Origin of the sequence: Lentzea sp. NPDC102401, assembly GCF_044765805.1 — a bacterium.
Lineage (GTDB): Bacteria > Actinomycetota > Actinomycetes > Mycobacteriales > Pseudonocardiaceae > Lentzea > Lentzea sokolovensis.
This window is the reverse complement of the sequence record NZ_JBIWKS010000002.1, coordinates 237,090-263,765: the sequence shown is the minus strand read 5'-3', so window position 1 is coordinate 263,765 and position 26,676 is coordinate 237,090. Positions and strand designations below refer to the sequence as shown.

Here is a 26,676-nt window from a genome sequence, read left to right as displayed (position 1 = left end):
CGCTTTCTCACTCGTCCCCCGTTCATTCGAACACCGCCGTCACAGCCGGAACCTCGGTCGGCACGAAGCCGATCGTCTGGGACGGGAACCCCTCGCAGTCGTCGAAGTTGGACACCATGGAGTCGCCGTCACCGCCGGGCAGCAGGCAGCGCCGCAACTCGCGGTTCGCCACCCCCTGCGGTGCCTCGGTCCAGATCGAGCCGAGCGCGCCGAGCACCGTCTTGCCCTCGCAGGCGGAGTCGGTGGACACGAACTGGTCGTAGGCACCGTTGCGGCAGCTGAACAACGGCCGCGTGCCCGGCTGTTCGGTGATCGCGAGCAGGCCGTGCGTGCCCTCGTACCGGTAACCCGGTGCCGCCCCGTCGGTGAGGCTCGCGTGCTCGTAGTACTCCAGCAGGTACCGGCCGAAGTCGGTGTAGGCCACCGAGTAGCCGAGCAGTCCGTCCACCGTGGCGCCACCACAGGTCGCGTCCCGGGAATCGAACCGGTCGGCACCCTGCCGGCACCGGTACAGCGCCGCGGTCGGCACGTTCTTCGGCTGGATCGTGTAGATCAGGCCGACGTCACCGAGTTTCTCCGCGCCCTCACAGGAGTCAGCGGTGAACGCGTCGGCACCGGAACGGCAGGCGTACACCATCTTCGTGTTGTCACCGGGCGCGGCGGGCATGCCCAGCGCCCGTTCCAGGTGATAGCCCTCCACCACGGCGTCCGTGCGGCCGGTGAACCGGTCACCGGCGGCGTTGACGAACCGGCCGAGCTGAGCGCGTTCCGGCTTCGCGAACGTCGCCCGCTCCACGATGCCCGGCTCGGTCGCGACGCCCTGGCCGTACCGGACCTCGTCGACCGTGCCCGGGAAGAACCCGGACGGCTGGCCGTTCGTCCTGTCCCTGCCCAGCACGATCTTGCCGGTCGGCTGCCACAGCACCACGTTGTTCTTGGTGCCGGCGAGCTTTCCGTCGACGTACAGGCGCAGCTGCCTGCCCGCGTAGTCGTAGACGCCGTTGACGTGCGTCCACTCCCCCACCTTCGGCCCGGCGAGCGAGGCGGCGTAGCTCAGCGGAGCGCCGTCGGTGTCCGACGACGCCGCACCGAAGATCCACCGCTTGAGGTCCGGCCGGTACTGCAGCACGAACCCGCTCATCCGGTCGCCGTCCTGGCTGACGATCGTCGCGACCTTGTCGTCACGGGCGAGCTTCGCCCATCCTCCGACCGTGAAACTGTCCCGCATGGACAGTCCGGACGGCGTGACCGCGTGGCCGTTGACACCGTCGAGCTGCAGAGCCTTTCCACTCGGACCGGCGGCGAAGCTCGTGCCTCCGTTGAGCGTCGCCTGGGCCTTGCGCCACGTGATCTCCTTGGCCGTGCCCTCGTCGAACCGGTAGAAGGCGAGGTCGCGGTCGGGGATGTCGTCGTGGATCCGGCGGGCCTCCCCGTCGCTGACGGCCTTCGAGAACACCCGCAGGTCGTCCACGCTGCCCTGGAAGAACGCGCCCTGTTTCGTCCTGGCCACCGTGAGCGGGCCGGACGACGGCAGCACCGTCACCCCGGTCTGCGCGCCGGACAGCAGGCCGTTGACGTACAGCCGCAGCTGCTTGAGGTTCGCGTCGTAGGACAGCGTCAGGTGCGTCCACTCGCCCACCAGCGCCGGCTCACCGGACGTGAGCACCTGCGACGACGCGTTGTCCGTGTCGGCGGTCGGTGCGAACACCGCCCATTTCTTCGAGGCGCCCTGGTAGCCGAGCGCGAACGAGCTGCGCTGGGCCGCGTCCTGCGCGACGACGGTCCGGTCGGAGGTTCCCGCGTCGGCCAGGAAGGCCCACGCCGACACCGAGAAGCTCTGGCCGGTGTCGACCACCCGAGCGGCGGTCCTGCCGAAGCCCGACGTGCCGTCGAACGCCGCCGCCGCACTGGCCGGTCCACCGCCCCAGCTCGCCCCGCCGGAGAACGTGATTCCCTGGTCGCGGCCGCTGCTGTCGTCGCCGTTGCCGTTGAACTTCCAGTGCCCGGAGTCGGCCGGCGGCAACGTGGTCGCGCCCTGCTCGGCCGGGTAGGCCCGGTGCAGCGCGGTGATGCGTTCCTTGTCGAGCTGCCCGGTGAAGAGCCGGACGTCGTCGACGTCGCCGCGCCAGAACTCCGCAGGTGCACCGGCGACCTTGCCGCGGCCGATGACCAGGCCACCGGTGCCGTGCCACGCGTTGCTCAGCGTGCCGTCACCGACGCGCACTCCGTCCACGTACAGCCACATCTTCCTGGCCGCCGGGTTGTAGACGCCGACCAGGAAGGTCCACTTGCCGACCTCGGACGGCAGCACCGACACCGCGGCCTTGGTGATCTCCGGCTGGGCGACGTCGGACTCCGGCATCTCGAACGTCCACGCGCCGAGCTGGTTGTTGTCGTCGTCGATCACGTGGCCGAGCCGGAACTTGCTGGTCTGCTTCTCGCCGTCGATCGTGACCGCGTCGGTGCGGCACACCCGCAACGACGGCTTGCACTCCTTGGCGGGCAGGCGAACCCACGCCGAGACCGTGAACGCCTGGTCCGTGCGGACGTCCGTGCCCGTCGTGACGGCGGCACCGTTCGTGCCGTCGAACGCCGCGCCGTTGCCGACCCGGCCGGGCGCGAACGCCGCCCCGCCCGAGAGCGTCGCGCCGCGGGAACCCACGGCGTCGGCGGCGTTCTTGCCGCTCGACTCGTCCAGCGGGTAGTGGTGCACGAGCGTCAGGTCACGGCCCGCCATGGCCTGCACGTCGCCCGCGAACAGGGCCCGCGAGTAGACGCTGACGTCGTCGATCGAGCCCTTGAAGTACTCGACCGGCGTCCGCCACAGCGCACGGCCGATCTGCAGGCCGCCGCCCGCGTTCCACGACTGGGTGTGCGCGACCGAACCGGCCAGCACACCGTTGACGTAGAGCAGGATCTGCTTCGAGCCGGCGTCGTGCACACCGGCGAGGTGCGTCCACTGTCCAACTTGGACAGATCCGCCGACCGCCTCCGCGACCGACGCGGTGTCGGGGTTGTCGGCACTGATGAGCGCCATGCTCCACTTGCCGTCCTTGGCGCGGAGCTTGAACGCGCTCGCCTTGGTGCCGTCCTGCGACACCACCGTGGCGAGGCCGGTCGTCTGGTCGGCCCTCGCCCACGCCGTGACCGAGAAGCTCCGGTCGGTGTCGATCGCGTGACCGGCGCCGACCGAGGACGCGCCGTCGAGCCGCACCGCCAGGTCGGCGGGGTCCGGCATGCTGGACTGACCGCCCACGTAGGCGATCGGGCCCGCCGCCGTGCCGTGCGAACCGCGTGGCGAGGAGTCCTGGGTGTTGCCGTCGAACTTCCAGTTGCCCGCCGTGACGTTGTCCCTGCCGATGATGCCGCGGACCTCCTCCTGCGCCACCGCCCGGCTGAACACGCGGACCTCGTCGACGCCGCCGCGCCACTCGTGACCGACGTTGCCGTTCCACTTGCCGCGGCCGACGAGCAGCGGGCCGGTGGCGTTGAAGCCCTTCTCGCGAGGAGCGCTCGCCTCCAGCTCACCGTTGACGTACAGGCGGATCTGCTTGGCCTGCGCGTCGTGGACACCGGTCAGGTGCGTCCACGTGCCGATCTGCGCGCGTGAGGTGCTCCAGGTGCCGTCGGCCGGCTTGTCCTTCGCGTCCTCGCTGGGCAGCACGAACTCCCAGTTGCCGCCGCCGTCCGTGCGCTGGCGGTAGCCGAGGTAGAAGCCGCTCATGACGGCGCCGTCCTGGGAGACCGCGGCGTCGGGATGACCCGGCTCCAACTCCCTGTCCTGCTTGACCCACGCCGACACGGTGAAGCTCTGGTCGGTGCGCACGGCCGGTGCGCCGGTCGACACGTGGTCGCCGAGGTCGTCGAGTTGGACGTACCCGTTGACCGCGCCGTTCTGGACGAACCGCGCGTTGCCCTGCAGGACACCGGAACTGCCGCCCGGCACCGAGTTCGCCGCGGTCCTGCCGTCTGCCTCGTCGAACTTCCAGTAGCCCACCTGGACGTCGTCGCGACTGACCGCGGACCTGATCTCCGGTTCGGCCAGGATCCGGTCGTAGACCTTGACCTCGTCGACGGCTCCGCCGAAGTGGTCCAGGCCGGGGTTGCCGTCCCACATCGTGCGGCCGACTCGCACCTGCCCCGTGGAGTCGACCGCGGGCGACGTCCTCGTCCTGGTGCCGGCCGGCACACCGTTGACGTAGAGCCGCAACTGGTTCGCGGGCGCGTCGAACACCGCTGTCAGGTGCGTCCAGACACCGATCTGCGCCAGGGACGACGACCACGCGGCGTCCGCCCAGATCTCCGTCGCCGCCTTGTTCTGCGCCGCGAACACCCAGCGGCCGCCGTCGTCGGGCCGGTACCAGAGGGTGAAGCCGGCGAACCGGTCGCCGTCCTGGCTCACGATCGCCCTCGCGCCGGTCGCCTGGTCCACCTTCGCCCAGGCGGACACCGTGAAGCTCGCGTCCGTGCGAATCGTGTTGGGCGCGCTGGCGTAGCCGGTGCCGCCGTCCAGCAGGAGGGACGAACCGACCGCGCCGGGGACGTAGCTCGCGTTACCGCTCAGCGTGCCGTGGCGATCGCCGAGGAACGCGCTGTCCTGCGCGTTGCCGTCGAAGGACCACTGCGCCAGCGGACCGTTGCCCGCCCGCACGTTGATGTGCGTCTTCTTGGTGGGACTGCGATGTCCCGCCCGGTCGACGCTCTGCACGTACAGGTCGCGGGGGCCGTCGCCGGGCGGCGCGATGTCCAGCACGGCCCTGCCGCCGAGCTTGTCCGCGTCGACCTGGGTCGAGGGCGGATCGGACCAGCCGTACAGATAATGGTCCACATCGGACACTCCGGCCGCGTCGAACGTGAAGCTGCCGGGCACGCCGACACCACCGTGCCAGCGGTTGTCGTCCTGGTACAGAACGCTCGACACGTCCGGTGCCTTGTCGATGCCGACCCGGTCGACGATGAAACCGGGCCCGTTGCGCCAGTCGCCGCCGTCCGGGCCGTCGTCGCCCCACAGCGTCCAGCTCACCCGCTGGCCGTCGCGCGCACGCAGGTCGAGCGTGTGGCTGAAGACGTTGCCGGAGTGCAGGGTCGGTCCCCGCCGGTTGTAGGCCGCGCCGCCGTAGACGTCCCAGACCGCTTCCAGCTGCTCGTTCTCCGCGTCGGTCAGCTTGCCCAGCAGGCGGATGGAGTCGTCGCCCGCGTACGGGACGCCGTCGCACCACTTGCAGGCGCGCAGCGGCGGGTCCGTGGTGAGACCGGTGGGAGCGTCCGGCTTGGTGTTGTACTGGACGTCGATCTGCACCGTGGCCAGGTCGTACTTGCGCCACGCCCGGTTGTCGCCCTCGTCGGCGGCCCGCAGCGAGTACACCGACCAGCCGTTCGGGTTGATGAACTGGCCGATCCCGAATCCGGCCGGCGCGGAACCCTTGCAGGTGGTGCCGACGGCGCCGGTGGAGACGTAGGTGGCGCCCGGCTGGTTGTTCCACGCCAGCTCGGGCCCGATGGTGGCGTTCGCGATCCAGAGCTGGTGATCGCGCGTGCTCGAGCAGTCGGGGCTGTAGACGGCGGACGCGCTCAGGCTCGCCTGCATGATCTGCTTGCCGCGCAGGAAGTCCGTGTTGAACTGGAAGTACGTCCGCGTGGTGCCGATGTCACCGCTACCGGTGCAGTTCGTGAGCCCGGAACACGTGCCGACCTTGACCCAGCCGTCGTCCTTCCCGCCGTACCAGGCCCTGGTGTCCGGCTTGTTCTTGAAGACCTTCGCCCAGTCCTTGCGGGCGTTGGGCCACCAGTCGGGGTCGACGGTGACCGGGAACCTCGCCGCCGGATCGGTCAGCAGCTTCGTGTCCGGCTTCAGCGTCAGCGACGTGGTGTCGGCCTCGACGCCGACCGGCGCGCGCCGTTCCTCGCTCGCGTCCCACATCTCGGCGGGCGGCGTGGCGAAGACCACCTCGCCCTTGTCGTCCACGGCCTCGATCCGGTCGCCGTCGGCGACGCGCACCTTCAGGCCCTCCGCGCTGAGGCCGAACTTCACCGACGCCAACGGCTGCGGCTTGTGCACCAGCAGGCGTTGCGTCACGCCACCGCCGCTCTGGGCCGTCAGCACGAGGTCGACGTCGGGCAGAACGCCGCGGTAGGTGGCCGTGGCGCCGTCGAGCACCGGTGCCGGCAGCTCCGCGGGCCAGGTCATCGTCACCGAACGGCCGGGCGTGCCGAACCGCAGCAAAGGCGTCTTGCCGCCACCGGAGAACACCAGGCCGGTGTCCACCGCCCTGGGCGCGACGGTGCCGTCCGGCGCCGTTTCCAGCGTCGCGTCGAACGCGGTCCACTTGCCGTCCTTGTGCATCCGGACGGGAGCGGCGTTCATCTGCGCTCTGAGGCTGCCGTCCGGCAACGCGGACACGAGCCTGGTCGGCGTCGTCTGGTCGGTCACGACGACCGGCTGCCGCTGCCGCCGGGCGGCCCGCAGCGCGGTCTCGGTGTTCTCCGCCTCGGTGACGTCCGCCACCGGCGGCGGTTCCCCGTCCCACTTCGGCAACGACACGACGGTGATCGCCGTTGCCCCCAGTACGGCCACGAGCACGGCGGACAGCCGTCTCAGACCGGTTCTCCCCTGATTCATCTGGTCCGAACCCCCTCAGTTCAGCGCCGCCCGTCCCCAGGCGGACCGCGGAACATCGTCGGGCTGGAGCGATCACCGCGAACAGGTCACGAACCGGTCATCTATGACCTGTCGGCGACGTTTCGACTCACCCCGAAACGAGCGCGCAAGATCGCCAGGACCTGGTACGAAATGTTCGTGACTGATGAGTTCGCCGGGGCCGTCCGGCGTTTCCGGCTCCGTGCGGGCCTCACCCAGGAGGCCCTCGCCGAACGGTCGGGGATCTCGGTCAGCACCATCCGCGGCATGGAGACCGGCAAGCGCCGCAACCCGCAGCTCGCCTCCGTCCGGCAGCTCGCCGCCGCGCTGGAGCTGCGGCCCCAGGAGCAGGAGGACCTGCTCTCCGCCGCCAGCGCCGAACCCGCGCCGACGCCCCGCCAGCTGCCGCCGGAACTCGCGGGCTTCGTCGGCCGCGGCGACGCGCTCGGCCGGCTCGACGCGGTCCTGGACGGCGGCGCGACGTCGACCGTCGTGATCAGCGCGATCTCGGGGACGGCCGGGATCGGCAAGACGACCCTCGCGCTGCACTGGGCGCATCGGGTGGCCGACCGCTTCCCCGACGGCCAGCTGTACGCGGACCTGCGCGGCTTCGACCCCAGCGGCACGGTCATGGCGCCCGGTGAGGCGTTGCGGGCGTTCCTGGAGGCGCTGAACGTGCCGGCCCGCGGCGTCCCCGACGACGTGGAGGCGCAGGCCGCGAAGTTCCGGACCCTGATGGCGGGCCGCGCGATGCTGGTCGTGCTCGACAACGCCCGCGACGCCGCCCAGGTCCGTCCGCTGCTGCCGGGCACGCCGGGCAGCCTCGTGGTCGTCACGAGCCGCCACGACCTCACCGGGCTGATCGCGACGACCAACGCCCGCAGCCTGCCGCTCGCGCTGCTGAGCCGGGAGGAGGCGCACGCGCTGCTGGCCGACCGCCTCGGCGCGGAGCGGGTGGACGCGGAGCCCGCTGCCGTCGCGGAGATCATCGACCGGTGCGCCGGGCTGCCGCTGGCGCTGGCCGTCGTGGCCGCACGCGCCGCGCACACGTCGTTCTCGCTGACGGCCTACGCCGAGGAACTGGGCGGTCTGGACGGGTTCGGCAGCGGGGACGAGGCGACGGACCTTCGGGCCGTGTTCGCCTGCTCCTACCTGGCGCTGAGCCCTGCGGCGGCCAGGGCGTTCCGGCTGCTGGGCCTGCACCCCGGCACCGAGATGTCCCTCGCGGCGGCCGCCAGCGTCACGGGGCTGACGTCTGCGCGGCGGGTCATGCAGGAGCTCACCCGCGCCCACCTGATCGTGGAACGCACGCCGGGGCGTTTCGAGTTCCACGACCTGTTGCGCGCCTATGCGGCCGAGCAGGTCCAGCCGGACGAACGGCACGACGCCCTCTATCGGCTCGTGGCGCACTACCGGTACAACGCGGAGCGCGCTCGATTCGCGGACCACCCGGGCATGCTGGCGGAACCGCAGGCACCGGACGGAGTGGCGACGGTCCCGTTCGACGGGCCCACCGCCGCCAAGTCGTGGCTGAAGACGGAGACGCCCGCCCTGCTCGCGATCGTGCGGTCGGAACACGGATTCCCGGGGGACGTGGTCGCGACGGTCCGGGCCATCGCGAACTTCCTCGACGTCAACGGCCGGTTGTCCGCCAATGTCGACGTCCTGCACCGGGCGCTCGCGCTCAATCCGGACCAGAAGCAAGTCCTCGTCCTGTGGAAGCTGATCGCGCGGGTCCACACCAGAGCGGGCCGCCACGCGGAGGCGCGGGCGTTGCTGGACCGGGCACTGGAGATCGATCTGGCGTCAGGTGACACCGACGCGCTCGGCTACACGTACTTCGGCATGGCCCGGCTCCTCGGCGGGCAGGGCGGTCACCGCGAGGCGCTGGAACTCGCGTCGAAAGCGCTCGCGTGCTTCCAGGAGTCAGGGAACCGGAACGCTGCGGCGGACGCGTTGAACGGCGTGGCCTGGTGCCTCGCGATGCTCGGCGAGTACGACGAAGCAGTGGTGTGTGCCGAACAGGCGATCGCGGCCGGAGAGGTCGTGAACGCGGGCAGGATCGACACGCTGGGGTACGTCGAGCACCACCGCGGCAACCACGCCGAGGCCGTGAAGCACTTCCAGACGGCGATCGGCATCGCCGAGGACACCGGCGACCGGTACATGCTCGCCGAAACGTTGACCCACCTCGGTGAAACCCACCAGGCCATGGGCAATCACGCCGAGGCGCGCGAAACGTGGGAGCAGGCCGTCGAGGAGTGGGACGCGCTGCACTCGCCGGAAGCGGACGCGCTGCGGACCAGACTCGCTCAGCGAACCTAGGCTCTGTCACAGATCGGCGGCGTGTCCGGTCTTCACTGGTATGAGCCACGAACACACGCACCAGCTGGACAACCCCGGCAAGAGCGGCCCGCCGCCGAAGATCGAGGTCATCGGCACCGTGCCGGGAGCGCCCCAGATCCCGGACGGCGCCGAGGCCATGACCATCTTCGTGACGCTGCCGCCGTCGAGTCCCGGAGCGCCGCCGCACCGCCATTCCGGTCCCGCGTACGGCTACGTCGTCAAAGGCGCCATCGTCTTCGAACTGGAAGGCGAGCCGGAGCGGGTCGTCCGCGCGGGCGGGACGTTCTGGGAACCGGGCGGCGACGTCATCCACTACCAGGACGGCAACCACCTGGCCGACGAGGAATCCGCTTTCGTCGTCACGATGTTCCGCGCGCCCGGCCAGCCGATGCTGACCGTCGTGGAGGCGGACGAACTGGAGGCGCGCAAGCACCTCAGGGCACCGCGGCCGTGACGGACGCGAGGGGCGGGGACTGCTCCCCGCCCCTCGTTCTCACTCGACCAGTTTGCCGGCCGTGTCGACGTCCCTCATGAGCGACGTGATCTCCTCCGGCACCGCGGGGATCTCCTCCCGGTCGACCTGGCCGGGGCCCGCCCAGACGAGGTTCACCTGCTGCGCGGGATCGATGTCCGGGAAGTCCGACCGGTTGTGGCAGCCACGGGTCTCGCGGCGTTCGAGGGCGCACTCCAGGGTCGCGCGGGCGGAGAGCGCCGACGCCAGCAGGTCGAAGGCGTGCGCGAGATCCTGGAAACCGGCGAGGTCGGGGTGCACTCCGACGTTGCGGATGCGTGCCTCCAGCTCGTCCAGTTCCGCGAGTCCCTTGCGCAGCCCGGCTTCGTCGCGGACGACACCCGCGTGCTCGGTCATCGTGTTGCGCAGCGCTCGTTGCAGGGCACGGACGTTCTCCTGGCCGTCGGCGGCGAGCAGTCCGTCCACTTCGGACCTGGCTTCGGCGAGTGCGGTGTGCGAACGCCGTTGCGTGTCCAGGGAAGCCGAGTACTCGGCCGCCGCCTCGCCGACGATCCGGCCGTACACCAGCAGTTCGATGAGCGAGTTGCCGCCGAGGCGGTTCGCGCCGTGCAGGCCGCTGGACGCCTCACCGATCGCGTAGAGGCCGTCGACGCCCGTCGAGTGGTCCGCGGGTGACACCCACACGCCGCCCATCGAGTAGTGCGCGGTCGGCGCGATTTCGACGGCTTCCCGGGTGATGTCCTTCATCTGCAGTTCGAGCAGCGTCTGGTACACCCTGGGCAGTCGTTGCATGATCTGCTCGCGCGGCAGGTGCGACACGTCCAGCCACACGCCGCCGTTCGGGGTGCCGCGGCCTTCCTTGATCTCGGTGTACGCGGCCAGTGCCACCCTGTCCCGTGTGGACAGTTCCATGCGCCGCGGGTCGTAGCGGGCCATGAACCGCTCACCTCGGGCGTTGGTCAGGAGGCCGCCCTCGCCGCGGGCGGCCTCCGACACCAGCGTGCCGGCCGCGTTCTCCGGTTCGAGCAGGCCGGACGGGTGGAACTGCACCAGTTCGGGGTCGCGGATCCGGCCGCCCGCGAGCACGGCCAGGCGGAACGAGTCGCCGGTGTTCTCGTCGCGGCGGCTCGACGTGCGGCGCCAGATCCGCGTGTGCCCGCCCGCCGCGAGGATGACGACGTCCGCGTGGAACACGTACCGCCTGCCGGTGTTCAGGTCGAACCCGTACGCGCCGAACACCACGTTGTCGCGCACCAGGATCCGCGTGATGTAACAGGAGTCGTGGATCGGGACGTCGAGCTGCGTGGCCCGGTTCACGAGCGTGCGCTGGATCTCCAGCCCGGTGTAGTCGCCCGCGAACGACGTGCGGCGGAACGTGTGCGCGCCGAAGAACCGCTGCGAGATGCGCCCGTCGGTCTCCCGTGCGAACGGCATGCCCCAGCGTTCGAGGTCCTCGATGCCGCGCGGTGCCTGCTCGGCCACGACCCGCACGATCTCCGGGTTGGCCAGGAGGTAGCTCTCCTTGATGGTGTCCGCCGCGTGCTGCTGCCACGTGTCGGCGGGGTCCATCGTCGCCAGCGCCGCGTTGATGCCGCCGGCGGCGAGGGCGGTGTGCGCGTCTGCTTTGGGGCGCTTGCCGACGACCAGTACGTCGACTCCGCGTTCGGCCAGTTCGATGGCGGCGCGCAGTCCCGCGCCCCCGCTTCCGATCACCAGCACTGACGTTGCGATCTGCTGTTCGGTCATCACGGCCTCCGTTGCCCGTCTCTTCCATTAAGTAGGACCGGGCAGCGCTTCTGCTTGTGACTGTTAGCTGCGTGACAGTGCGTCCGTGGACACATCACTAGGATCAGTGGTGTGTTCGTGAAGCTTTGTGGTCTGCGCACCGAGTCCGATGTCGCCGTGGCGGTCGAGGCCGGGGCTGACGCCGTCGGTTTCGTGCTGACGAGCAGTCCCCGCCAGATCGACGTCGACCTGGCGTCCCGGCTCGTGGCGGAGGTGCCCGCCGAGGTCCTGACCGTCGCTGTGGTGCGAGGGATCGACGCTGCGGAAGCCGGCGAGCTGGCGCTGAAGACGGGCGTGCGCGCGTTGCAGTTGCACGGCGACTACCCGCGTGAGGCCTTCGGCGAGTTGGCGGACCTGCCGTTCGGACTGGTTCGGGCGACGGCGCTCGGACCGGACACCGACGTGCGCACCGGGGCGTTCGGCGAGGAGCTGCTGCTGATCGACTCCCCGGTCGCGGGCTCGGGCGAGCAGTGGGACATCACGCGGCTCGCCGAGAACCCGCCCACCGGCAGGTGGTTGCTGGCGGGCGGGCTGTCTCCGGAGACGGTGGCCGGGGCGATCAGCGTCGCGAAGCCGTGGGGCGTGGACGTGTCCAGCGGCATCGAGTCGAGCCGTGGAGTGAAGGACCACGGCCGGATGCGCGAGTTCGTTCTCGCCGCACGCGGTTAGACGACGCGTTCGCCGCTGCGGAACACCGCGCGCACGTCGAGCAACGCACTGAGGTCCTGCAACGGATTGCCTGCCACGGCGAGCAGATCGGCGTCGTGGCCGGGCGCGATCCTGCCCTTGCGATCGCCGAGGCCGCACGCCCGCGCGGCCACGCTGGTCGCGGACGCGAGGGCGTCGGCGTTGCTGAAGCCGAGGAGCTCTCCGAACTCGATGACGCCGTGCGGCAACGAGTCGAAGCGTTTGAACGGGCCGATGCCCGCGTCCGACGAGCACACCAGCCGCACGCCGCGTTCGCGCATCCGGCCGAAGTTCTCGCGCAGGGTCAGGCTGACCGGGGTGGCCGGCTCGGCGGTCGGGCGGCGCGCGGTCGTGGTGCTGACGTAGATCTCCTTGCGCACCAGCGTGTCCACTGTGTCCCAGTCGACCGCTAGGCCGCCGGGCGCGAGGAAGAACGCGTGCTCGATCGAGTCGACGCCCGCGTCCACCGCCGCCTTGATGCCGGTGGACGCGTGCGCGTGGACCGTGACCGGGATGCCCGCGGCGTGGGCGATCTCGACGGCCGCCCACAGTTCCTCGGTCGTGTACTGCTGGTCGAACGGCGACGAGCCGGGCGTGATCGACCCGCCGGTGGCCATGATCTTGACGACGTCGACGCCTCGCTCGACCCGTTCGGTGACGGCGGCCCGCACGCCGTCGAGCCCGTCCGCCTCGCCACCGAGGAACCAGCAGTGGCCGCCGGTCGTCGTGACGGGCGGGCCGGAGACCAGCACCTCCGGCCCGGCGTCGCGAGCCTGGAGCGTCAGGTAGCCGCGGTCGCCGAGGTCACGCACGGTCGTGATGCCCGCTTGGAGCGCTTCCAACGCGTTGGCGCGAATCCGGGCGAGCACCACGTCGTCCGGGTCGGTCTGGTCGGTCGCCACGCCGAACGGGTCGAAGGCCAGGTGCACGTGCGAGTCGACCAGACCCGGCAGCAGCGTGACGTCTCCCAGGTCGGTCACCGGCAGGCCCGCCGGGTCAGCGGTGACGATCCTGCCGTCCTCGACCACGACGACCGGTTCGCCGGTGATCTCCCTCTCGCCGTCGAAGATCCGCGCTGCCCGAATGGCCTGTTTCACGTTGTCCCCCAAGACATCGACTGGGATCCAGGCTAGGCCGCGCGGTAGCCGGGGATGTCCTCGACCCGGTGGTAGACCGGCAGTCCGCGCTCGCGGGCGATGCGCACGTCCTCGTCCGCGCCGGTGGACTCACCGGGCAGCCGCAGCACCGCCTCGCAGCGTTCCAGCAGGCGTTGCGCGGTCGGGTACATGATCTCGGACGCGATCGGGTCGGCCGGCGAATTCCCCCCGGCGCCACGCAACACGGGCAGCGCGACCCACTCGCCGATCATCGGCACGTGGCCGCTGCGGAAGATCGGCCACGCGGCCTCCTCCAGCCGCTCGAGGTTGCGCGCCATGAGTGCGGGGTCGTCCCCGGTGCCGGACCGGTAGGGCCCTGCGATGAGAATCAGCATGCGACCGACCATAATGTGCAAGACTCGGCAAAAACAAGGAGAAACGTGCATGCTGGCTGCCCAACGCCGTGACCTGCTGCTCGAACGACTGCGCACAGACGGCCGGATCGTCGCCAAGGACCTCGCCGCCGAAGTCGGCCTCTCCGAGGACACGATCCGCCGCGACCTGCGCGACATGGCGGCGGCGGGGCTCTGCCAACGCGTGTACGGCGGCGCACTGCCCGTATCCCCCGCCATCGCCGACTACGCCACGCGTCAGGGCGTGCAGGTCGATGGCAAGCAACGGGTCGCACGAGCGGCGGCCGCGTTGATCGAGCCGGGCAGCACCGTGATCCTCGATGGCGGCACGACCACCCTCGCCGTCGTGCGCGCGCTACCGCTCGACCTGCAGGCCACGGTCGTCACGCACAGTCCGACGATCGCGAGCGCGCTGGAGGAACACCGGGACGTGGAGGTCTACGTCATCGGCGGGCGGCTCTTCAAGCACTCAATGGTCGCGTGCGGCGCCGCTGCCGCGGAGGCCGCACGGGGCGTGCACGCGGACCTCTTCTTCGTCGGCGTCACGGGCGTGCACCCCGAAGCAGGCCTCACGACCGGAGACGCGGACGAGGCCGCGATGAAGCGCGCGCTCGCCCATCAGGCCGCGGACACGTACGTGCTGGCCAGTTCGGAGAAGGTCGGCACGGCGTCGCGGTTCTCCGTGCTGCCGTTCGCCGAGGTCGCCGGCGTGATCACGGACGCGGACAACGAGACCGTGCGCGCGTTGGAGGTGCCGGTCATCCAGGCCTAGCTGATGACCTGCAGGTAGCCCTTGGGAGAACCGTGCGTGCGGCCGCATTCGGTCAGCGCCAGCACGCCGTGCCCCTCGACGTCGCCCTCGAAGTAGCCGGGGTTGACCGACAACTCCTCGGCGATCTCGGTGGCCCAGATGTCGTCGAGGTCGTCGTTCTCATCGCTGGTGTCGTGCGGCAGGCCCCGGCCGTCCTCTACGTCGAGCTCGCCGACCTGGTCCTCCGGCTTGAACGCGTCGTAGTAGCGGACGATCTCGCCCTGTTCCGCGACGCACCACGCCGTCCAGCCGTCGCCGCAGCTCATGCCGTAGTGGTGCGCCTCGCCGAACACGGCGCTCAGCACCGCGCAGATCTCGGTCACCGGACGGGTCGTGTGCTCGAACGGCTCGCCGAACACCAGCGTCCAGCCGTCCCACGAGCCCGTGACGTACACCCTGGCGCACCGGACGTGCTCGTCGTCCTCGGCCCACGCGTGGTGGTCGTTGTTCCAAGCCTGGGCGCCCAGCACCTTGGTCACCGGCACCGGGTCCCGCAGCCCGCAGACCTCGAGCACCGCCGCCTGGTTCTCGGTCCTGATCGCGTACCAGCCGCCGCAGAGGTGCATCTCGTCGGTGCTGTACATGTCGTCTTCGAGCTTGTGCTGGATGAACCGGCCGACCACCGCGCGGTCCTCCGGCGAGAACGCGTCCGGGCCGGCGACCTCGGCGATGCCGATCAACGCGCCTCTGCGCAACGCGCCTTTGGCCGTGCGGCGGGTTTCTTGCAGCAACGGCAACACGTCCGGTCCCATGGTCCCGAACGCCCACAGCGCTTCGCGTTGCACGTAGTGGTCCTCGTCGGCGAGCACGGGCAGAAGTCGTGCCGCGTGCTTGAGCGCCTCCTCGCCCCGGAACATGCTCGCGGCTGCCCGGCGGATCCCGTGGTGCGGGTGCCGCAGCGCGTCGAGATAGGTCTCGTCGTCCGCTCTCACCAGTGAGAACACCCGGTAGCCCTGCCGTACGACCTGGCCGTCCTGGGCGGTGGTGATCAGCTCGATCAACCCGTCGAAGGTCGTGATCCCCTGCTCGCGCACGAAGTCCTCGGCCTCGAGTCTGAAGCGGTCGTCGTCCATGCGGTCGAGCAGCGCCCGGAGCTCCATGGCGCGGCACCCTAGCGCGTCGTCCCAAGTGGACCCCGGGTTCCGCCGGATGGCCGAGACCTTGACTCACAGCGGCGTACTGGGCACGCTGCGAACCGTGACGAGCCTGGCTGAGGAGCACGTCAAACCCGCGGTGCGCTGGAGCATCGGCCACGCACTGCCGCGTGCCGTGCTGCGCCTGGCCGCCCGCCGCGGCGACCTGCAGGGCCGCATCACCGTCGAGGCCTCCACCGGCGCCGACCTGACGGCCCTGTTCGACGAGATCCGCGCCCAGGGCCCGCTCGCCGCCACGAAGATCGGCCACACCACCACACGGCACGAGGTCGTCAAGGCGATCCTGTCCGACGACGCGTTCGTGACGGCCCGCCCGCGCTTCGGCGCCGGAATCCTCGGCAAGCTCGCCGCGTGGTCCGCCACCGAGGTGATGCACCCCGTCCAGCCGCCGTCGCTGCTGGCCGTCGAACCACCCGCGCACACCCGCTACCGCAAGCTCGTCACCCGCGTCTTCACCGCCCGCGCCGTCGAACAGCTGCGCGTCCGCACCCAGCAGATCGCCGACGACCTGCTCGACGACCTCGACCCGGCCGACCCGGTGGACCTGATCGAGGCCTACTGCGGCCTGCTGCCGGTCACCGTGATCAGCGAGATCCTCGGCGTGCCACCCCAGGAACGCGCGACCGTCCTCGCTCTGGGCGCGGCCGCGGCGCCGAGTCTGGACCTCGGCCTGTCATGGCGGGTGTTCCGCACCGTCGAGACCGGCCTGAACACGTTCGACGCCTGGCTCTCCCGTCACCTCGACGCCCTGCGCGCCAACCCCGGCGACAACCTGCTCAGCCGCCTGATCACCGCCCGCGAGGACGGCGAGGGCCTCACCGAACGCGAGCTGAAGGCGACCGCGGGCCTCGTGCTGGCCGCCGGTTTCGAGACCACCGTGAACCTCCTCGGCAACGGAATCTCGTTGCTCACCAAGCATCCCGCGCAACTCGAGATGCTTCGCTCAAACCCGGAGCTGTGGGGCAACGCCGTGGACGAGGTCCTGCGCCACGACCCGCCGGTGCTGCTGACCGGCCGCATGTGCGCCCGCGACACGACGATCGCCGGCATCCCCGTGCGCCGAGGCCAGCTCGTGACGACCGTGCTCGCCGGAGCCAACCGCGACCCGTCCGTCTTCGCGAACCCGGCGGCGTTCGACGTCGCCCGCCCGAACGCCCGCGACCACGTGTCGTTCGGCGCCGGCCGCCACTACTGCCTCGGCGCCCAGCTCGCGCGCATGGAGGGCGAGATCGGCCTGCGCACGATCTTCGACCGCTTCCCGGACCTCGCCCCGCTGCCCGGCGCGCGCCGCCGCCCGACCCGCATCCTGCGCGGCTTCGAACGCCTGCCCACCGTTCTGAGCTCGGTGGGTGAGCACTGATTCGGCCGGACGCATCCTCGACGCCGTCCTGACCCTGTCGTCCCGGCACGGCATCAGCGGTGTGAGCATGCGCGCCGTGGCAAGGGAGGCACGGCTGATCCGCGCGGCACGACCGGAACTGTCCCGTTACGAGTGCGCGAAGCGGGCGGCGGGCGTCGGCGCGATCCAGAACGGCGCGTGGCTCACCGCGTTGCTGGGCCTCGACCTCGCGCTCTGGAGGCCTGCCGTGCCGCTCCGCAGCGACCGGCCAGCAATGGCCGGTCCCCTGGCCTGGTCCCCCACCTGCCCGAACAGCATGATCGAGGCGTAGCACTCGATCATGCGAGGGGGAACTCCATGTCCGTCCGATTCCGCACCGCGTACAAACGCGGGGCGTGCCTGATCGCCGCGCTCACCGCGGCGAGCACGCTGTCCAGTCCTGCCGCGAAGGCCGACGAGACGCCGCCACACCTCGCCGACGGCTTCGGCCTCACCGTCACGAGCCAGCCGCGCTGGGTCGACGAGAACCACCGCACGTTCCTCTTCAGCGTGTCCACGAACCAGGTGCCGACGCCGACGCTGCTCGAAGGCCAGGAACCCGGCAGGCACGCCATCGTCGTCACCCTGCCGGACGACTACGCCGACACGACCAAGAGCTACCCGGTCCAGTACTACCTGCACGGCCACCCGGACCGCCCCGACGCCGCCTGGAACCAGCGGGTCGTCGAGAAGGCGACGGCCGGCAAGGACCTGATCACCGTGCAGCCCAACGGGAGCGGTCGCGGCTGGTACTCGAACTGGGTCAACCCCGGCGCCGCGGGGCCGCAGAACTGGGAGACGTTCCACCTGGATCAGGTGATCCCGTTCGTCGACGCCAACCTGCGCACGAACGCCACCAAAGCGGGCAGGGCGATCGTCGGGCACTCGATGGGCGGGTTCGGGGCGCTGCACTACGCCGAGCACCGGCCCGACCTGTTCGGCTACGCCGGCAGCTTCTCCGGCGGGCTCGACCTGCGGAACTCCGAGCTGCGCGCGGCGATCACGGCCACGTTGGTCAGCCCGGCCAGTGGCACGCCGACCGTGAACGTCGACGCGGTCTTCGGGCCGCCGGTCTGGCCGTTCGACGGCGTCTGGAACGCGCAGAGCCCGGCACACCACGTCGGAAGCCTGCGGAGCGTGGGGGTGGCGCTGTACACGGGCAACGGAGGTGATCTGACGGTCAACCCGATCCAGGCCGTGTTCGAGCACCGGGCGAGGGAGACGGCGCTGGTGACGGCGGCGAACCTCCGGGCCGAGAACATCCCGTTCCACTTCTCCGACTACGGCGACGGCAGCGGGTGGGCGCCGGGCTGCACGGGCAAGCACGCCGACGAAGCGTGCGTGCAGGCCGACATGAACCACTTCGTCGGGTTGTTCACGCGCCACGCCTGACGTGCGACGTTCGTAGTGAGCCGAACGGGGCATTTCTGAAATCGCGCGTCCCGAATGCCGTCCTGCCTCCTCTAATGAGTCTGACGGGCCCCTGCACCCGCGCGATGTGCGCGGGCGACGCCCGCTTAGGAGTTGGAGGAATCGTGTTCCTGGGTTCACGATCACGCCTGCGGACCGCGGTCATCGCCGCGGCCGTGGGCGCCGGTGTGCTGACGGCGGCCACCCCCGCCGCGGCGGCACCCGCCGCAGGTACGCGTGCTTATCTCGTCATCACGGCGCCCGGTGCCACCGCCGGTGCCGCGACGGCTGTGAGCAGCAACGGTGGCACGGTGTGGACGAGCTACGACGCCATCGGTGTCATCGTCGCGCACTCCGGTGCCGCTGACTTCGCCACCAAGATGCGCACCATCAGCGGAGTGCAGAAGGTCGGTGCCACGCGCACCAGTGACATCCCCGCCGAGGCGGCGAACCCGCCGATTCCCGCCGCGAAGTCGCAGACCGCCCCGTCGACGACTGAGCCGGTGCGTTCGGACATGGCACAGATCGGCGCCGACAAGGCGTGGGCGAAGAACACGGGGTCGTCCAGCGTCACGGTCGGTGTGCTCGACACGGGTGTCGACGACCTGCACGACGACCTCAAGGACAACTTCGACGCCGCCAACTCCGGCTCGTGCGCCTACGGCAAGCTCGACACGCGTACGGGTTCGTGGCGTGACACCGACACGCACGGCACGCACGTGGCGGGCACGATCGCGGCGGCCAAGAACGGGCGTGGCGTGATCGGTGTCGCCCCCGGCGTGAAGATCGCCTCGGTGCGCATCGCCGAGAAGCCGAGCGGGCTGTTCTTCCCCGAGAACACCATCTGCGCCATGGTCTTCTCCGGTGACCGCGGCTTCGAGGTGACCAACAACAGCTACTACACCGACCCGTGGCTGTTCAACTGCCCGGACAACGCCGACCAGGACGCGATCCTCGAAGGCGTGAAGCGCGCGGTGGCCTACGCCGAGGGCAAGGGCGTGCTCAGCGTCGCCGCGGCGGGCAACGAGAACTACAACCTCGCGAGCAAGTCCCGTGACACGACCAGCCCCAACGACTCCACCCCGGCGACGCGCACCGTCACCAACGCCTGCCTGAGCGTCCCGACCGAGGTCTCCGGCGTCGTCAGCGTCGCGTCGATCACCTCGGGCAACGCCAAGTCGTCGTTCTCGAACTTCGGCACCGACAAGATCCACGTCGCGGCGCCCGGTGACAGCGTCTACTCCACGGTCCCCGGCGGCGGCTACGGCTCCAAGTCCGGCACGTCGATGGCCTCCCCGCACGTCGCGGGCGTCGCCGCGCTGCTCAAGTCCACCAACCCCACCGCCACCCCGGCCCAGCTGCGCACCCTGCTCGCGACCCAGGCGGACGACCTGAGCTGCACCGACAGCCGGTGCAGCGGCACCACGGCGAAGAACAACTTCTTCGGTGAGGGCCGCGCCGACGCGTTCGCCGCGGTCGACACCGGCACTCCTCCCGGCAACTCGTTCGAGAACACCGCCGACGTGGCCATCCCGGACGCCGGCGCGGCCGTGACCAGCCCCATCACGGTCTCGGGCGTCACCGGCAACGCGCCGGCGACGCTGAAGGTCGACGTCAACATCGTGCACACCTACCGAGGCGACCTGGTCATCGACCTGATCGCCCCGGACGGCACGGCGTACCGGCTCAAGGCTTCGAGCAGCAACGACAGTGCCGACAACGTCGTGGCGACCTACACGGTCAACGCGTCGAGCGAGGTCGCGAACGGCACCTGGAAGCTTCAGGTCAAGGACGTCGCGGCGCAGGACACCGGCTACATCAACTCCTGGAAGCTGACTTTCTAGAACGGCATTCGGAGGAACCTCGGCGGCCACGGCTAACTAACGTCCCTGCCTGCAGCGATAGCAGTGACGTGGAACCCGATCTGTGGTCGTCGGCCGCCGAGGCCCTCGACGAGCACGAACACGCCCTCGTGATGGCCAGGCTGGCCGGCACGATCGTGGGCCCCGGTCAGACCGAACGGCTCGCCAGGGGTGAGCGCGACGTCGTGTTCCTGCTGCCCGACCGGCTGGTGCTCGTGCGGCCCGAGCCGTTCTGGACGGGTTCCTACGAGCGCGGCCAGATAGTGCGCATCATGCTCGCCGCCGGTCACGTCCAGTTCGACGTGACCGGCGGCGACAGCGTCGAGTTCTGGATCGACACCGAGCTGTCGCCCGCCGAGCCGTTCGTGGAGCAGGCCGAGATCTGGCTGGCACCGCGCAAGAGCTCCACCAGCGGCGCGGTCATCGGGTTCGGGCTCGCGATCGTCATCGCCCTGCTGTTCGTCCTCGGGCCGGTGGACCTGATGCCGTCGGACAACCGGCTCACCGTCCAGTCGAGCTGCGGGGACTTCCTTCGGGCAGGCCTGGACGAGCAGATCGAACTGCTCAGACGGCTCTTCGGGCAGGTCGGCAGACCCGACGAGGCGGAGAAACCGATGACGCTAGACGCGTCCCGCCGCCACTGCGGTGAGCACAACGGCGCGACGCTGGACTCCCTGATAACCGGCAAATGAGCCTTACAGTGCGGGGATGTTCGACACCCGCCAGCTCGAGGTCTTCGCGACGGTAGCGCGAACCGGCTCGTTCAGCGCCGCCGCGCGACTGCTGCACTGCACCCAGCCCGCCGTCAGCCAGCAGATGCGGGCGCTGGAACGGCAGGTGGGCGGGCCGCTGTTCGTGCGGACGGGTCGCGGGCTGCACCTCACCGAGGCCGGCCGGATCCTGGCCGAACGCGGGTCGGACCTGCTCGACCAGCTGGCGACGACGCACCAGCAGGTCAGTGCGATCGCGACGCACGACATCGGCACGATCCGGATCTGCGCGTTCCCCAGCGCCAACGTCTCCCTGGTACCCGCGGCGGCGGCGATCCTGGCCGAGGAACGGCCTCAACTGCGGCTCGAGCTCGTCGAGGAGGAACCGCCGGACTCGTTCGCGCTGCTGCGGCGCGGGGAGGTCGACGTGGTGCTGAGCTTCAGCTACCTGGACGAACCGCAGGACGAGGCCACGGTCAACGGCATGCTGAGCGTGCCGTTGCTGCGCGAACCGCTCGCGTTGCTGGTCCCCTCCGGCCACCGGCTCGCCGGTCGTGAGCGCGTGTCGCTGTCCGAGGCGGCTGAGGAACGCTGGATCGCCGGTTGTGTGCGGTGTCAGCGCGCGTTGCACCTGGCGTGCGGGGCGGCCGGGTTCGTCCCGGACATCACCTGCTCGACGGACGACAACCTGGCCATCCAGAGTCTCGTCACCGCAGGTCTGGGCGTCGCACTGGTGCCGAGGCTGCTGTTGTCGTTCCTGAAGCACCCCGGTCTGACCGTGGTCGAGGTGGCCTCGGCGGCGCAACGGCTCACCTCGCTCTACACGTGGCCGGACCTGATCACACTGCCGATCATGCGCGCGACGGTGGACGCGTTGATCTCCGCGTCGGCGAAGGCATAAGCGCGCCTTATACGCCCCCAACAAATGGCCATCTACTGCGCATAGCTCGCACTGGTCATGGTTGGCGGTATGGGCATCGTCAGGACCACTCCGCGCACGACCGACTCGGTGCTGCCCGGCCTGGCCCTGGTCGCGGGCGGTGTCGCGGTCGCGATGGTCGTGTCCTGGCTGCAGCCCTCGATCAGCGCGCTCACCGTCGCGGTGCTGCTCGGTGCCGTCGTGGCCAACGTCGTGACGCTGCCGCGGTCGGTCACGCCGGGTGTGAAGCTCGCCGGACGCCGTCTGCTGCGCCTGGGTGTCGTGCTGCTCGGGCTCAAGCTGGTCTTCCAGGACGTGCTGAAACTCGGGTACGAGATCCTGCTGCTCGCGGTCGTCGCCGTGGTCGTCACGTTCGTCGTGACGCGGTGGCTCGGCCGGGTGCTCGGGGTGAGCGAGAGCCTGTCGTTGCTGATCGCGACCGGGTTCTCGATCTGCGGCGCCTCCGCGGTCGCCGCGATGAACAGCGTGCGCGAGCAGGACGAGGACGACGTCGCGAAGGCGCTCGGCCTGGTCACGCTCTTCGGCACCGTCGCGATGTTCAGCCTGCCCGCGTTGTTCCCGCTCACCGGCCTCACGCCCGCGCAGTACGGGGTGTGGGCGGGCGGCAGCGTGCACGAGGTCGCGCAGGTAGTCGCCGCCGCCGGCCCCGTCACCGGTGCGCTGGCGATCGCCGTCGCGGTGAAGCTGACGCGAGTCGTGCTGCTGGCGCCGATGCTCGCCGCCGTGAGCTTCGCCGAGCGTCTCAAGTACCCGACATCCGGGCAGCGTCCGCCGATCGTGCCGTTGTTCGTGCTCGGATTCCTCGCCATGGCGGCGGTGCGGGCGACCGGTCTGCTGCCGGACGTCGTGCTGTCGGCGGCGACGTTCGTGGACAACGTGCTGCTGGCCGCGGGCATGTTCGCCCTGGGCACGGCGGTGCGCCTGCGTTCCCTGATCCGCTCCGGCCCGGCGGTGCTGCTGCTGGGCCTGCTCTCGACCACGGTGATCGTCGTCCTCGTGCTGACGGGCACGGTGCTGATCGGCTGATCTCCCCGTTCCTCGAAGGAGGACCCGCTCATGACGCACAGCCTGCTCTCCCCCACGGCCACGCTTCTGGTGGGCTCGCTCCGGGCCGCGATCGCCGGCGGTGGTGACGACGCGGCCGTCGCCGCACGGGTGTCCAGGACGCTCGAAGGCCACCTCACCGACCCGTTCCTGCTCAGCGCGGCACAACGGGAACCCGACCCGAACGCGTACCGCCAGCACGTCCTGCACGTCGAACCGGACGGGACCTTCTCCGTCGTCGCGCTGGTCTGGTTGCCGGGCCAGGAAACGTGCATCCACGACCACGTCTCGTGGTGCGTGGTCGGCACCTACGTCGGCGAAGAGGAGGAGACCACCTACCGGCTGCGCGGGGATCGACTGATTCCGTTGCGCGTCAACAAGACCCCGGAAGGCGTGGCGTCCTACCTGGTGCCACCGGGCGACATCCACAAGGTGTGCAACAACTCCAGCTCCGTGGCGATCTCGATCCACGTCTACGGGGCCGACGTCAGCATCCTGGGCACGAGCATCCGGCGGCGCTACGACCAGCTCGTCAGCGGGCGATGACGCCCCGCTCGATCGCACCGGTGGCGAACTCGATCAGCTGAGCCGGCTTGACCCGGTTGATCCGCGCGCCCTGCAGCAGCAGGTCGTCGGCGAGGCCGATCAGCGAGTCCCAGACCCAGTGCGGCAACGCTGGGTCGTCGATCAGCTGCTGGCCGCACGCTTCCGCGGTCTCGTTCAACGCCTTCGCGAGTGCTTTGAGCGTCTTGCGGTAGTCCTGGGCCGATCCGGCGACCTCCTTGCCCCTGCGGCCGCCGGAGAGCACCTTGGCCTCCCACTGCGCCGCCGAACGGCCGAAGCGCCGCCACAGCTCGGTGATCTGGGGCTCGATCTCCTTGAGCACGCCCGCGATGCCGAGACCGCGGTCCACTTGAGCGAGGGTGCGCTGCAGGTCGTCCAGGCGGCGTTCCATCAGCGCCGCGAAGACGTCCTCCTTGCCGGAGAAGTACTGGTAGACGGTGCCGGAGCTGACGCCGGCGCCGACCGCGATAGCGCGCATGGTCAGGCCCGCGTAGCCCTGCTCCTCGAGGATCAGCTCGGCGGACGACAGGATGTCGCGCCGCCTGCCCTCCGCGTCACCCCAGGCCGTTTGCTCGGTGCTCACGATCCGGAGCTTACTTTGAACAACGTTCAGAAGCATATTGAACGTTGTTCGGTTTGGTCGCTACTCTCGGGGCGTGGACCACCTCGACCAGTTGGAAGCCGACAGCATCGACATCTTCCGCGAGGCCGTGGCGGAGAGTGAGCGGCCGGTGCTGCTGTACTCGATCGGCAAGGACAGCTCGGTGCTGCTTCACCTGGCACGCAAGGCCTTCTACCCGTCCAGGCCGCCGTTCCCGTTGCTGCACGTCGACACCACGTGGAAGTTCCGGGAGATGATCGAGTTCCGGGACGCCACGGTCGCCGAGCTGGGCCTGGAGCTGATCGTGCACCGCAACCCGGACTGCGTGGCCGCGGGCATCAACCCGTTCGACCACGGTTCCGCGCGGCACACCGACCTGTGGAAGACCCAGGGGCTGCGACAGGCGCTGGACGAGCACCGGTTCGACGTGGCGTTCGGTGGCGCCCGGCGCGACGAGGAAGCCTCGCGCGCCAAGGAAAGAGTGTTCTCGTTCCGCACCGCGCAGCACCAGTGGGATCCGAAGAACCAGCGGCCAGAGCTGTGGCGGCTCTACAACACGCGGGTCGCGCCCGGCGAGAGCATCAGGGTGTTCCCGCTGTCGAACTGGACCGAGCTCGACGTGTGGCGCTACGTCGAACGCGAACGGATTCCCGTGGTGCCGTTGTACTTCGCGGCGCGGCGGCCCGTGGTCGACCGCGACGGCGCGCTGATCATGGTCGACGACGACCGGATGCCGCTGACCTCGCGACCACGCCACGAACTCGTCCGGTTCCGGACGCTGGGCTGCTATCCGCTGACGGGCGCGGTGCGCAGCGAGGCCCGCACGGTCGCGGAGATCGTCGAGGAGATGCGGACCGCGACGACGTCGGAGCGGCAGGGACGCGTGATCGACCACGACCAGAGCGGGTCGATGGAGCGCAAGAAGCGGGAGGGGTACTTCTGATGGAGCTTCTGCGGTTCATCACCTGCGGCAGCGTGGACGACGGGAAGAGCACGCTGATCGGGCGCCTGCTCTACGAGTCGAAGCTGCTCTACGCCGACCACCTCGCGGCCTTGGAGGCGGACTCGAAACGCGTCGGCACGCGCGGCGGCGAACTGGACTTCGCACTGCTGGTGGACGGACTGGCGGCGGAACGCGAGCAGGGCATCACGATCGACGTCGCCTACCGGTTCTTCGCGACCGAGGCGCGGCGGTTCATCGTCGCGGACACCCCGGGGCACGAGCAGTACACCCGCAACATGGTCACCGGCGCGTCCACCGCCGATGCCGCGGTGATCCTGCTCGACGCGCGCAAGGGCGTGCTCGGTCAGACGCGCCGGCACGCGCGCATCGCTTCGTTGCTCGGAGTTCGGCACGTCGTGGTGGCCGTGAACAAGCTCGATCTCCTCGGGTACTCGCAGGAGGTGTTCGACGAGGTCAGCGCGTCGTTCGCGGAGTTGTCCGGGGAACTGGACTTCGACGGGATCACCTGCGTGCCGATGTCGGCGACCGAGGGCGTCAACGTGGTCGGGCGCAGCGAACTGACGCCCTGGTACGACGGGCCGACCCTGCTGCAGTGGCTGGAAACGGTCGAACCCCGGGCGAGGCGAGCCGGTCCGTCCCGGTTCCTCGTGCAGTGGGTCAACCGGCCGGACGCGACGTTCCGCGGGCTGTCCGGGCGGGTGCTGGGCGGGACGGTGCGGCGGGACGAGACGGTTCGCCTCGGCAACCGGACCACCACCGTGGCCCGGATCGTCACGATGGACGGCGACCTGGACGAGGCGCCGACCGGAGCGTCGGTCACCGTCGTGCTCGCGGACGACGTGGATGCGAGCCGGGGCGACGTACTGGGCGCCGCGCAGGATCCGCCGGGTGTCGCGGACTCGTTCCAGGCGCGGCTGGTGTGGCTGCACGAGGACGGGTTGCTGCCCGGCCGGCAGTACCTGGCGAAGATCGGCGCGCGCACGGTCGGGTTCACCGCGACCAAGGCGTTGGGACTCAACGAGATCGGCGTCGACACCGTGCACTTCGACGCGCCCGTGCCGTTCGAGAGTTATCGGGTGAACCGCGATCTCGGCTCGTTCGTCGTGCTCGACCGGCTGTCCAACGCCACCGTCGGCGCCGGGATGATCGACTTCGCGCTGAGCCCGTCGAACGTGCGCTGGCAGACGCTCACCGTCGACAAGCGGGCCCGGATCGCGCGCAACGGGCACCGGCCGTGCGTGGTGTGGCTGACCGGCCTGTCCGGCGCGGGCAAGTCCACGATCGCGGACCTGGTCGAGAAGACGCTGCACGCCGAGGGCAGGCACACGTTCCTGCTCGACGGCGACAACGTCCGGCACGGCCTCAACTCCGACCTCGGGTTCACCGACGCCGACCGCGTCGAGAACATCCGGCGGATCGCCGAGGTCGCCGCGCTGATGGTCGACGCGGGCCTGATCGTGCTGGTCTCGTTCATCTCGCCCTTCCAGGCCGAGCGGGCGCTGGCACGGGACCTCGTCGGCGAGGACGAGTTCTGCGAGGTCTTCGTCGACACGCCCCTGGCCGTGGCGGAGCAGCGCGACCCGAAAGGCCTCTACCGCAAGGCGAGGCGGGGTGAGCTGGCGAACTTCACCGGCATCGACTCCCCCTACGAACCGCCGCTGGAACCCGAGATCCGGCTCGACACGACGACGTTGAGCCCGCAGGCGGCGGCTGACGCCGTGGTGGCAGGGCTTCGCACGCTCGGCGTCTGTTGAACGTTGTCCAAAATCGTGTACGTTCAGCTAGAACACGTTCTAAATTC

20 protein-coding genes are annotated in these 26,676 nt (G+C 70.2%); 14 read left to right on the top strand and 6 right to left on the bottom strand.

The window, feature by feature from the left end; genetic code table 11:
* Positions 1-22: 22 nt before the first annotated feature.
* Complete coding sequence (locus tag ACIRG5_RS07170; RefSeq protein ID WP_402901484.1) at positions 23-6,619, bottom strand: LamG domain-containing protein; 6,597 nt, start codon at positions 6,617-6,619, stop codon at positions 23-25.
* A 177-nt stretch (positions 6,620-6,796) separates the two neighbouring features.
* Between ACIRG5_RS07170 and ACIRG5_RS07165 the strand changes: the two genes are divergently transcribed.
* The gene (locus ACIRG5_RS07165) at positions 6,797-8,962 is read left to right on the top strand and encodes an ATP-binding protein (protein WP_402901481.1); all 2,166 of its coding nucleotides are present in this window, start codon (positions 6,797-6,799) and stop codon (positions 8,960-8,962) included.
* A 40-nt stretch (positions 8,963-9,002) separates the two neighbouring features.
* Positions 9,003-9,437, top strand: a complete 435-nt coding sequence (locus ACIRG5_RS07160; RefSeq protein ID WP_402901478.1) for a cupin domain-containing protein — start codon at positions 9,003-9,005, stop codon at positions 9,435-9,437.
* A 39-nt stretch (positions 9,438-9,476) separates the two neighbouring features.
* On the opposite strand, the gene ACIRG5_RS07155 is transcribed toward ACIRG5_RS07160, so the two are convergent.
* Entirely contained in the window at positions 9,477-11,201 is a 1,725-nt protein-coding gene (locus ACIRG5_RS07155; RefSeq protein WP_402901475.1) for an L-aspartate oxidase, read from the bottom strand.
* Between the two features lie 111 nt (positions 11,202-11,312).
* Here ACIRG5_RS07155 and ACIRG5_RS07150 point away from each other — a divergent pair, with 111 nt between their 5' ends.
* Positions 11,313-11,909 (top strand): phosphoribosylanthranilate isomerase, encoded by a 597-nt coding sequence (locus ACIRG5_RS07150; protein WP_402901472.1) that lies wholly within the window; start codon positions 11,313-11,315, stop codon positions 11,907-11,909.
* Here the strand turns inward: ACIRG5_RS07150 and ACIRG5_RS07145 are convergent.
* Both ACIRG5_RS07145 and ACIRG5_RS07140 read right to left on the bottom strand, forming a co-directional pair.
* Positions 11,906-13,024: an amidohydrolase family protein gene (locus tag ACIRG5_RS07145; RefSeq protein WP_402901469.1), complete on the bottom strand. Its 1,119-nt coding sequence runs from the start codon at positions 13,022-13,024 to the stop codon at positions 11,906-11,908. The genes ACIRG5_RS07150 and ACIRG5_RS07145 overlap by 4 nt on opposite strands.
* A gap of 32 nt (positions 13,025-13,056) precedes the next feature.
* Positions 13,057-13,419, bottom strand: coding sequence for a DUF4406 domain-containing protein (locus ACIRG5_RS07140; protein ID WP_402901466.1), 363 nt, complete (start codon positions 13,417-13,419; stop codon positions 13,057-13,059).
* Positions 13,420-13,468: 49 nt separating this feature from the next.
* Between ACIRG5_RS07140 and ACIRG5_RS07135 the strand changes: the two genes are divergently transcribed.
* A complete protein-coding gene (locus ACIRG5_RS07135) occupies positions 13,469-14,209 on the top strand; it encodes a DeoR/GlpR family DNA-binding transcription regulator (protein WP_402901464.1) in 741 nt (246 codons plus the stop codon).
* Here ACIRG5_RS07135 and ACIRG5_RS07130 read toward each other — a convergent pair.
* A complete protein-coding gene (locus tag ACIRG5_RS07130; protein ID WP_402901461.1) occupies positions 14,206-15,348 on the bottom strand; it encodes a HEAT repeat domain-containing protein in 1,143 nt (380 codons plus the stop codon). The genes ACIRG5_RS07135 and ACIRG5_RS07130 overlap by 4 nt on opposite strands.
* Positions 15,349-15,397: 49 nt before the next feature.
* Here ACIRG5_RS07130 and ACIRG5_RS07125 point away from each other — a divergent pair, with 49 nt between their 5' ends.
* The 8 genes from ACIRG5_RS07125 (at position 15,398) to ACIRG5_RS07090 (ending at position 23,292) form a co-directional block, all read left to right on the top strand.
* Entirely contained in the window at positions 15,398-16,762 is a 1,365-nt protein-coding gene (locus tag ACIRG5_RS07125; RefSeq protein ID WP_402901458.1) for a cytochrome P450, read from the top strand.
* The gene (locus ACIRG5_RS07120) at positions 16,752-17,072 is read left to right on the top strand and encodes a hypothetical protein (protein ID WP_402901456.1); all 321 of its coding nucleotides are present in this window, start codon (positions 16,752-16,754) and stop codon (positions 17,070-17,072) included. The genes ACIRG5_RS07125 and ACIRG5_RS07120 overlap by 11 nt, the downstream gene beginning before the upstream one ends.
* Positions 17,073-17,098: 26 nt before the next feature.
* A complete protein-coding gene (locus ACIRG5_RS07115; RefSeq protein WP_402901453.1) occupies positions 17,099-18,172 on the top strand; it encodes an alpha/beta hydrolase in 1,074 nt (357 codons plus the stop codon).
* Between the two features lie 143 nt (positions 18,173-18,315).
* Positions 18,316-20,034 (top strand): S8 family peptidase, encoded by a 1,719-nt coding sequence (locus ACIRG5_RS07110; RefSeq protein WP_402901450.1) that lies wholly within the window; start codon positions 18,316-18,318, stop codon positions 20,032-20,034.
* A gap of 68 nt (positions 20,035-20,102) precedes the next feature.
* The gene (locus ACIRG5_RS07105) at positions 20,103-20,744 is read left to right on the top strand and encodes a hypothetical protein (RefSeq protein WP_402901447.1); all 642 of its coding nucleotides are present in this window, start codon (positions 20,103-20,105) and stop codon (positions 20,742-20,744) included.
* Positions 20,745-20,760: 16 nt separating this feature from the next.
* Positions 20,761-21,663 carry a LysR family transcriptional regulator gene (locus tag ACIRG5_RS07100; RefSeq protein WP_319973525.1) on the top strand — a complete coding sequence of 301 codons (903 nt, stop codon included), beginning with the start codon at positions 20,761-20,763 and terminating at the stop codon, positions 21,661-21,663.
* A gap of 69 nt (positions 21,664-21,732) precedes the next feature.
* On the top strand, positions 21,733-22,728 hold the full coding sequence (locus ACIRG5_RS07095; protein WP_402901443.1) for a YeiH family protein: 996 nt from the start codon (positions 21,733-21,735) through the stop codon (positions 22,726-22,728).
* 30 nt (positions 22,729-22,758) lie between these two features.
* Positions 22,759-23,292 (top strand): cysteine dioxygenase family protein, encoded by a 534-nt coding sequence (locus ACIRG5_RS07090; RefSeq protein ID WP_360030839.1) that lies wholly within the window; start codon positions 22,759-22,761, stop codon positions 23,290-23,292.
* Here ACIRG5_RS07090 and ACIRG5_RS07085 read toward each other — a convergent pair.
* Positions 23,279-23,893 carry a TetR/AcrR family transcriptional regulator gene (locus tag ACIRG5_RS07085; RefSeq protein WP_402901440.1) on the bottom strand — a complete coding sequence of 205 codons (615 nt, stop codon included), beginning with the start codon at positions 23,891-23,893 and terminating at the stop codon, positions 23,279-23,281. The genes ACIRG5_RS07090 and ACIRG5_RS07085 overlap by 14 nt on opposite strands.
* A gap of 73 nt (positions 23,894-23,966) precedes the next feature.
* Here ACIRG5_RS07085 and cysD point away from each other — a divergent pair, with 73 nt between their 5' ends.
* Together cysD and cysC are read left to right on the top strand one after the other, a co-directional pair.
* Positions 23,967-24,854 (top strand): sulfate adenylyltransferase subunit CysD, encoded by an 888-nt coding sequence (cysD, locus tag ACIRG5_RS07080; RefSeq protein ID WP_402901437.1) that lies wholly within the window; start codon positions 23,967-23,969, stop codon positions 24,852-24,854.
* A complete protein-coding gene (gene cysC, locus ACIRG5_RS07075) occupies positions 24,854-26,629 on the top strand; it encodes an adenylyl-sulfate kinase (protein WP_402901434.1) in 1,776 nt (591 codons plus the stop codon). The genes cysD and cysC overlap by 1 nt, the downstream gene beginning before the upstream one ends.
* Positions 26,630-26,676: the final 47 nt, after the last annotated feature.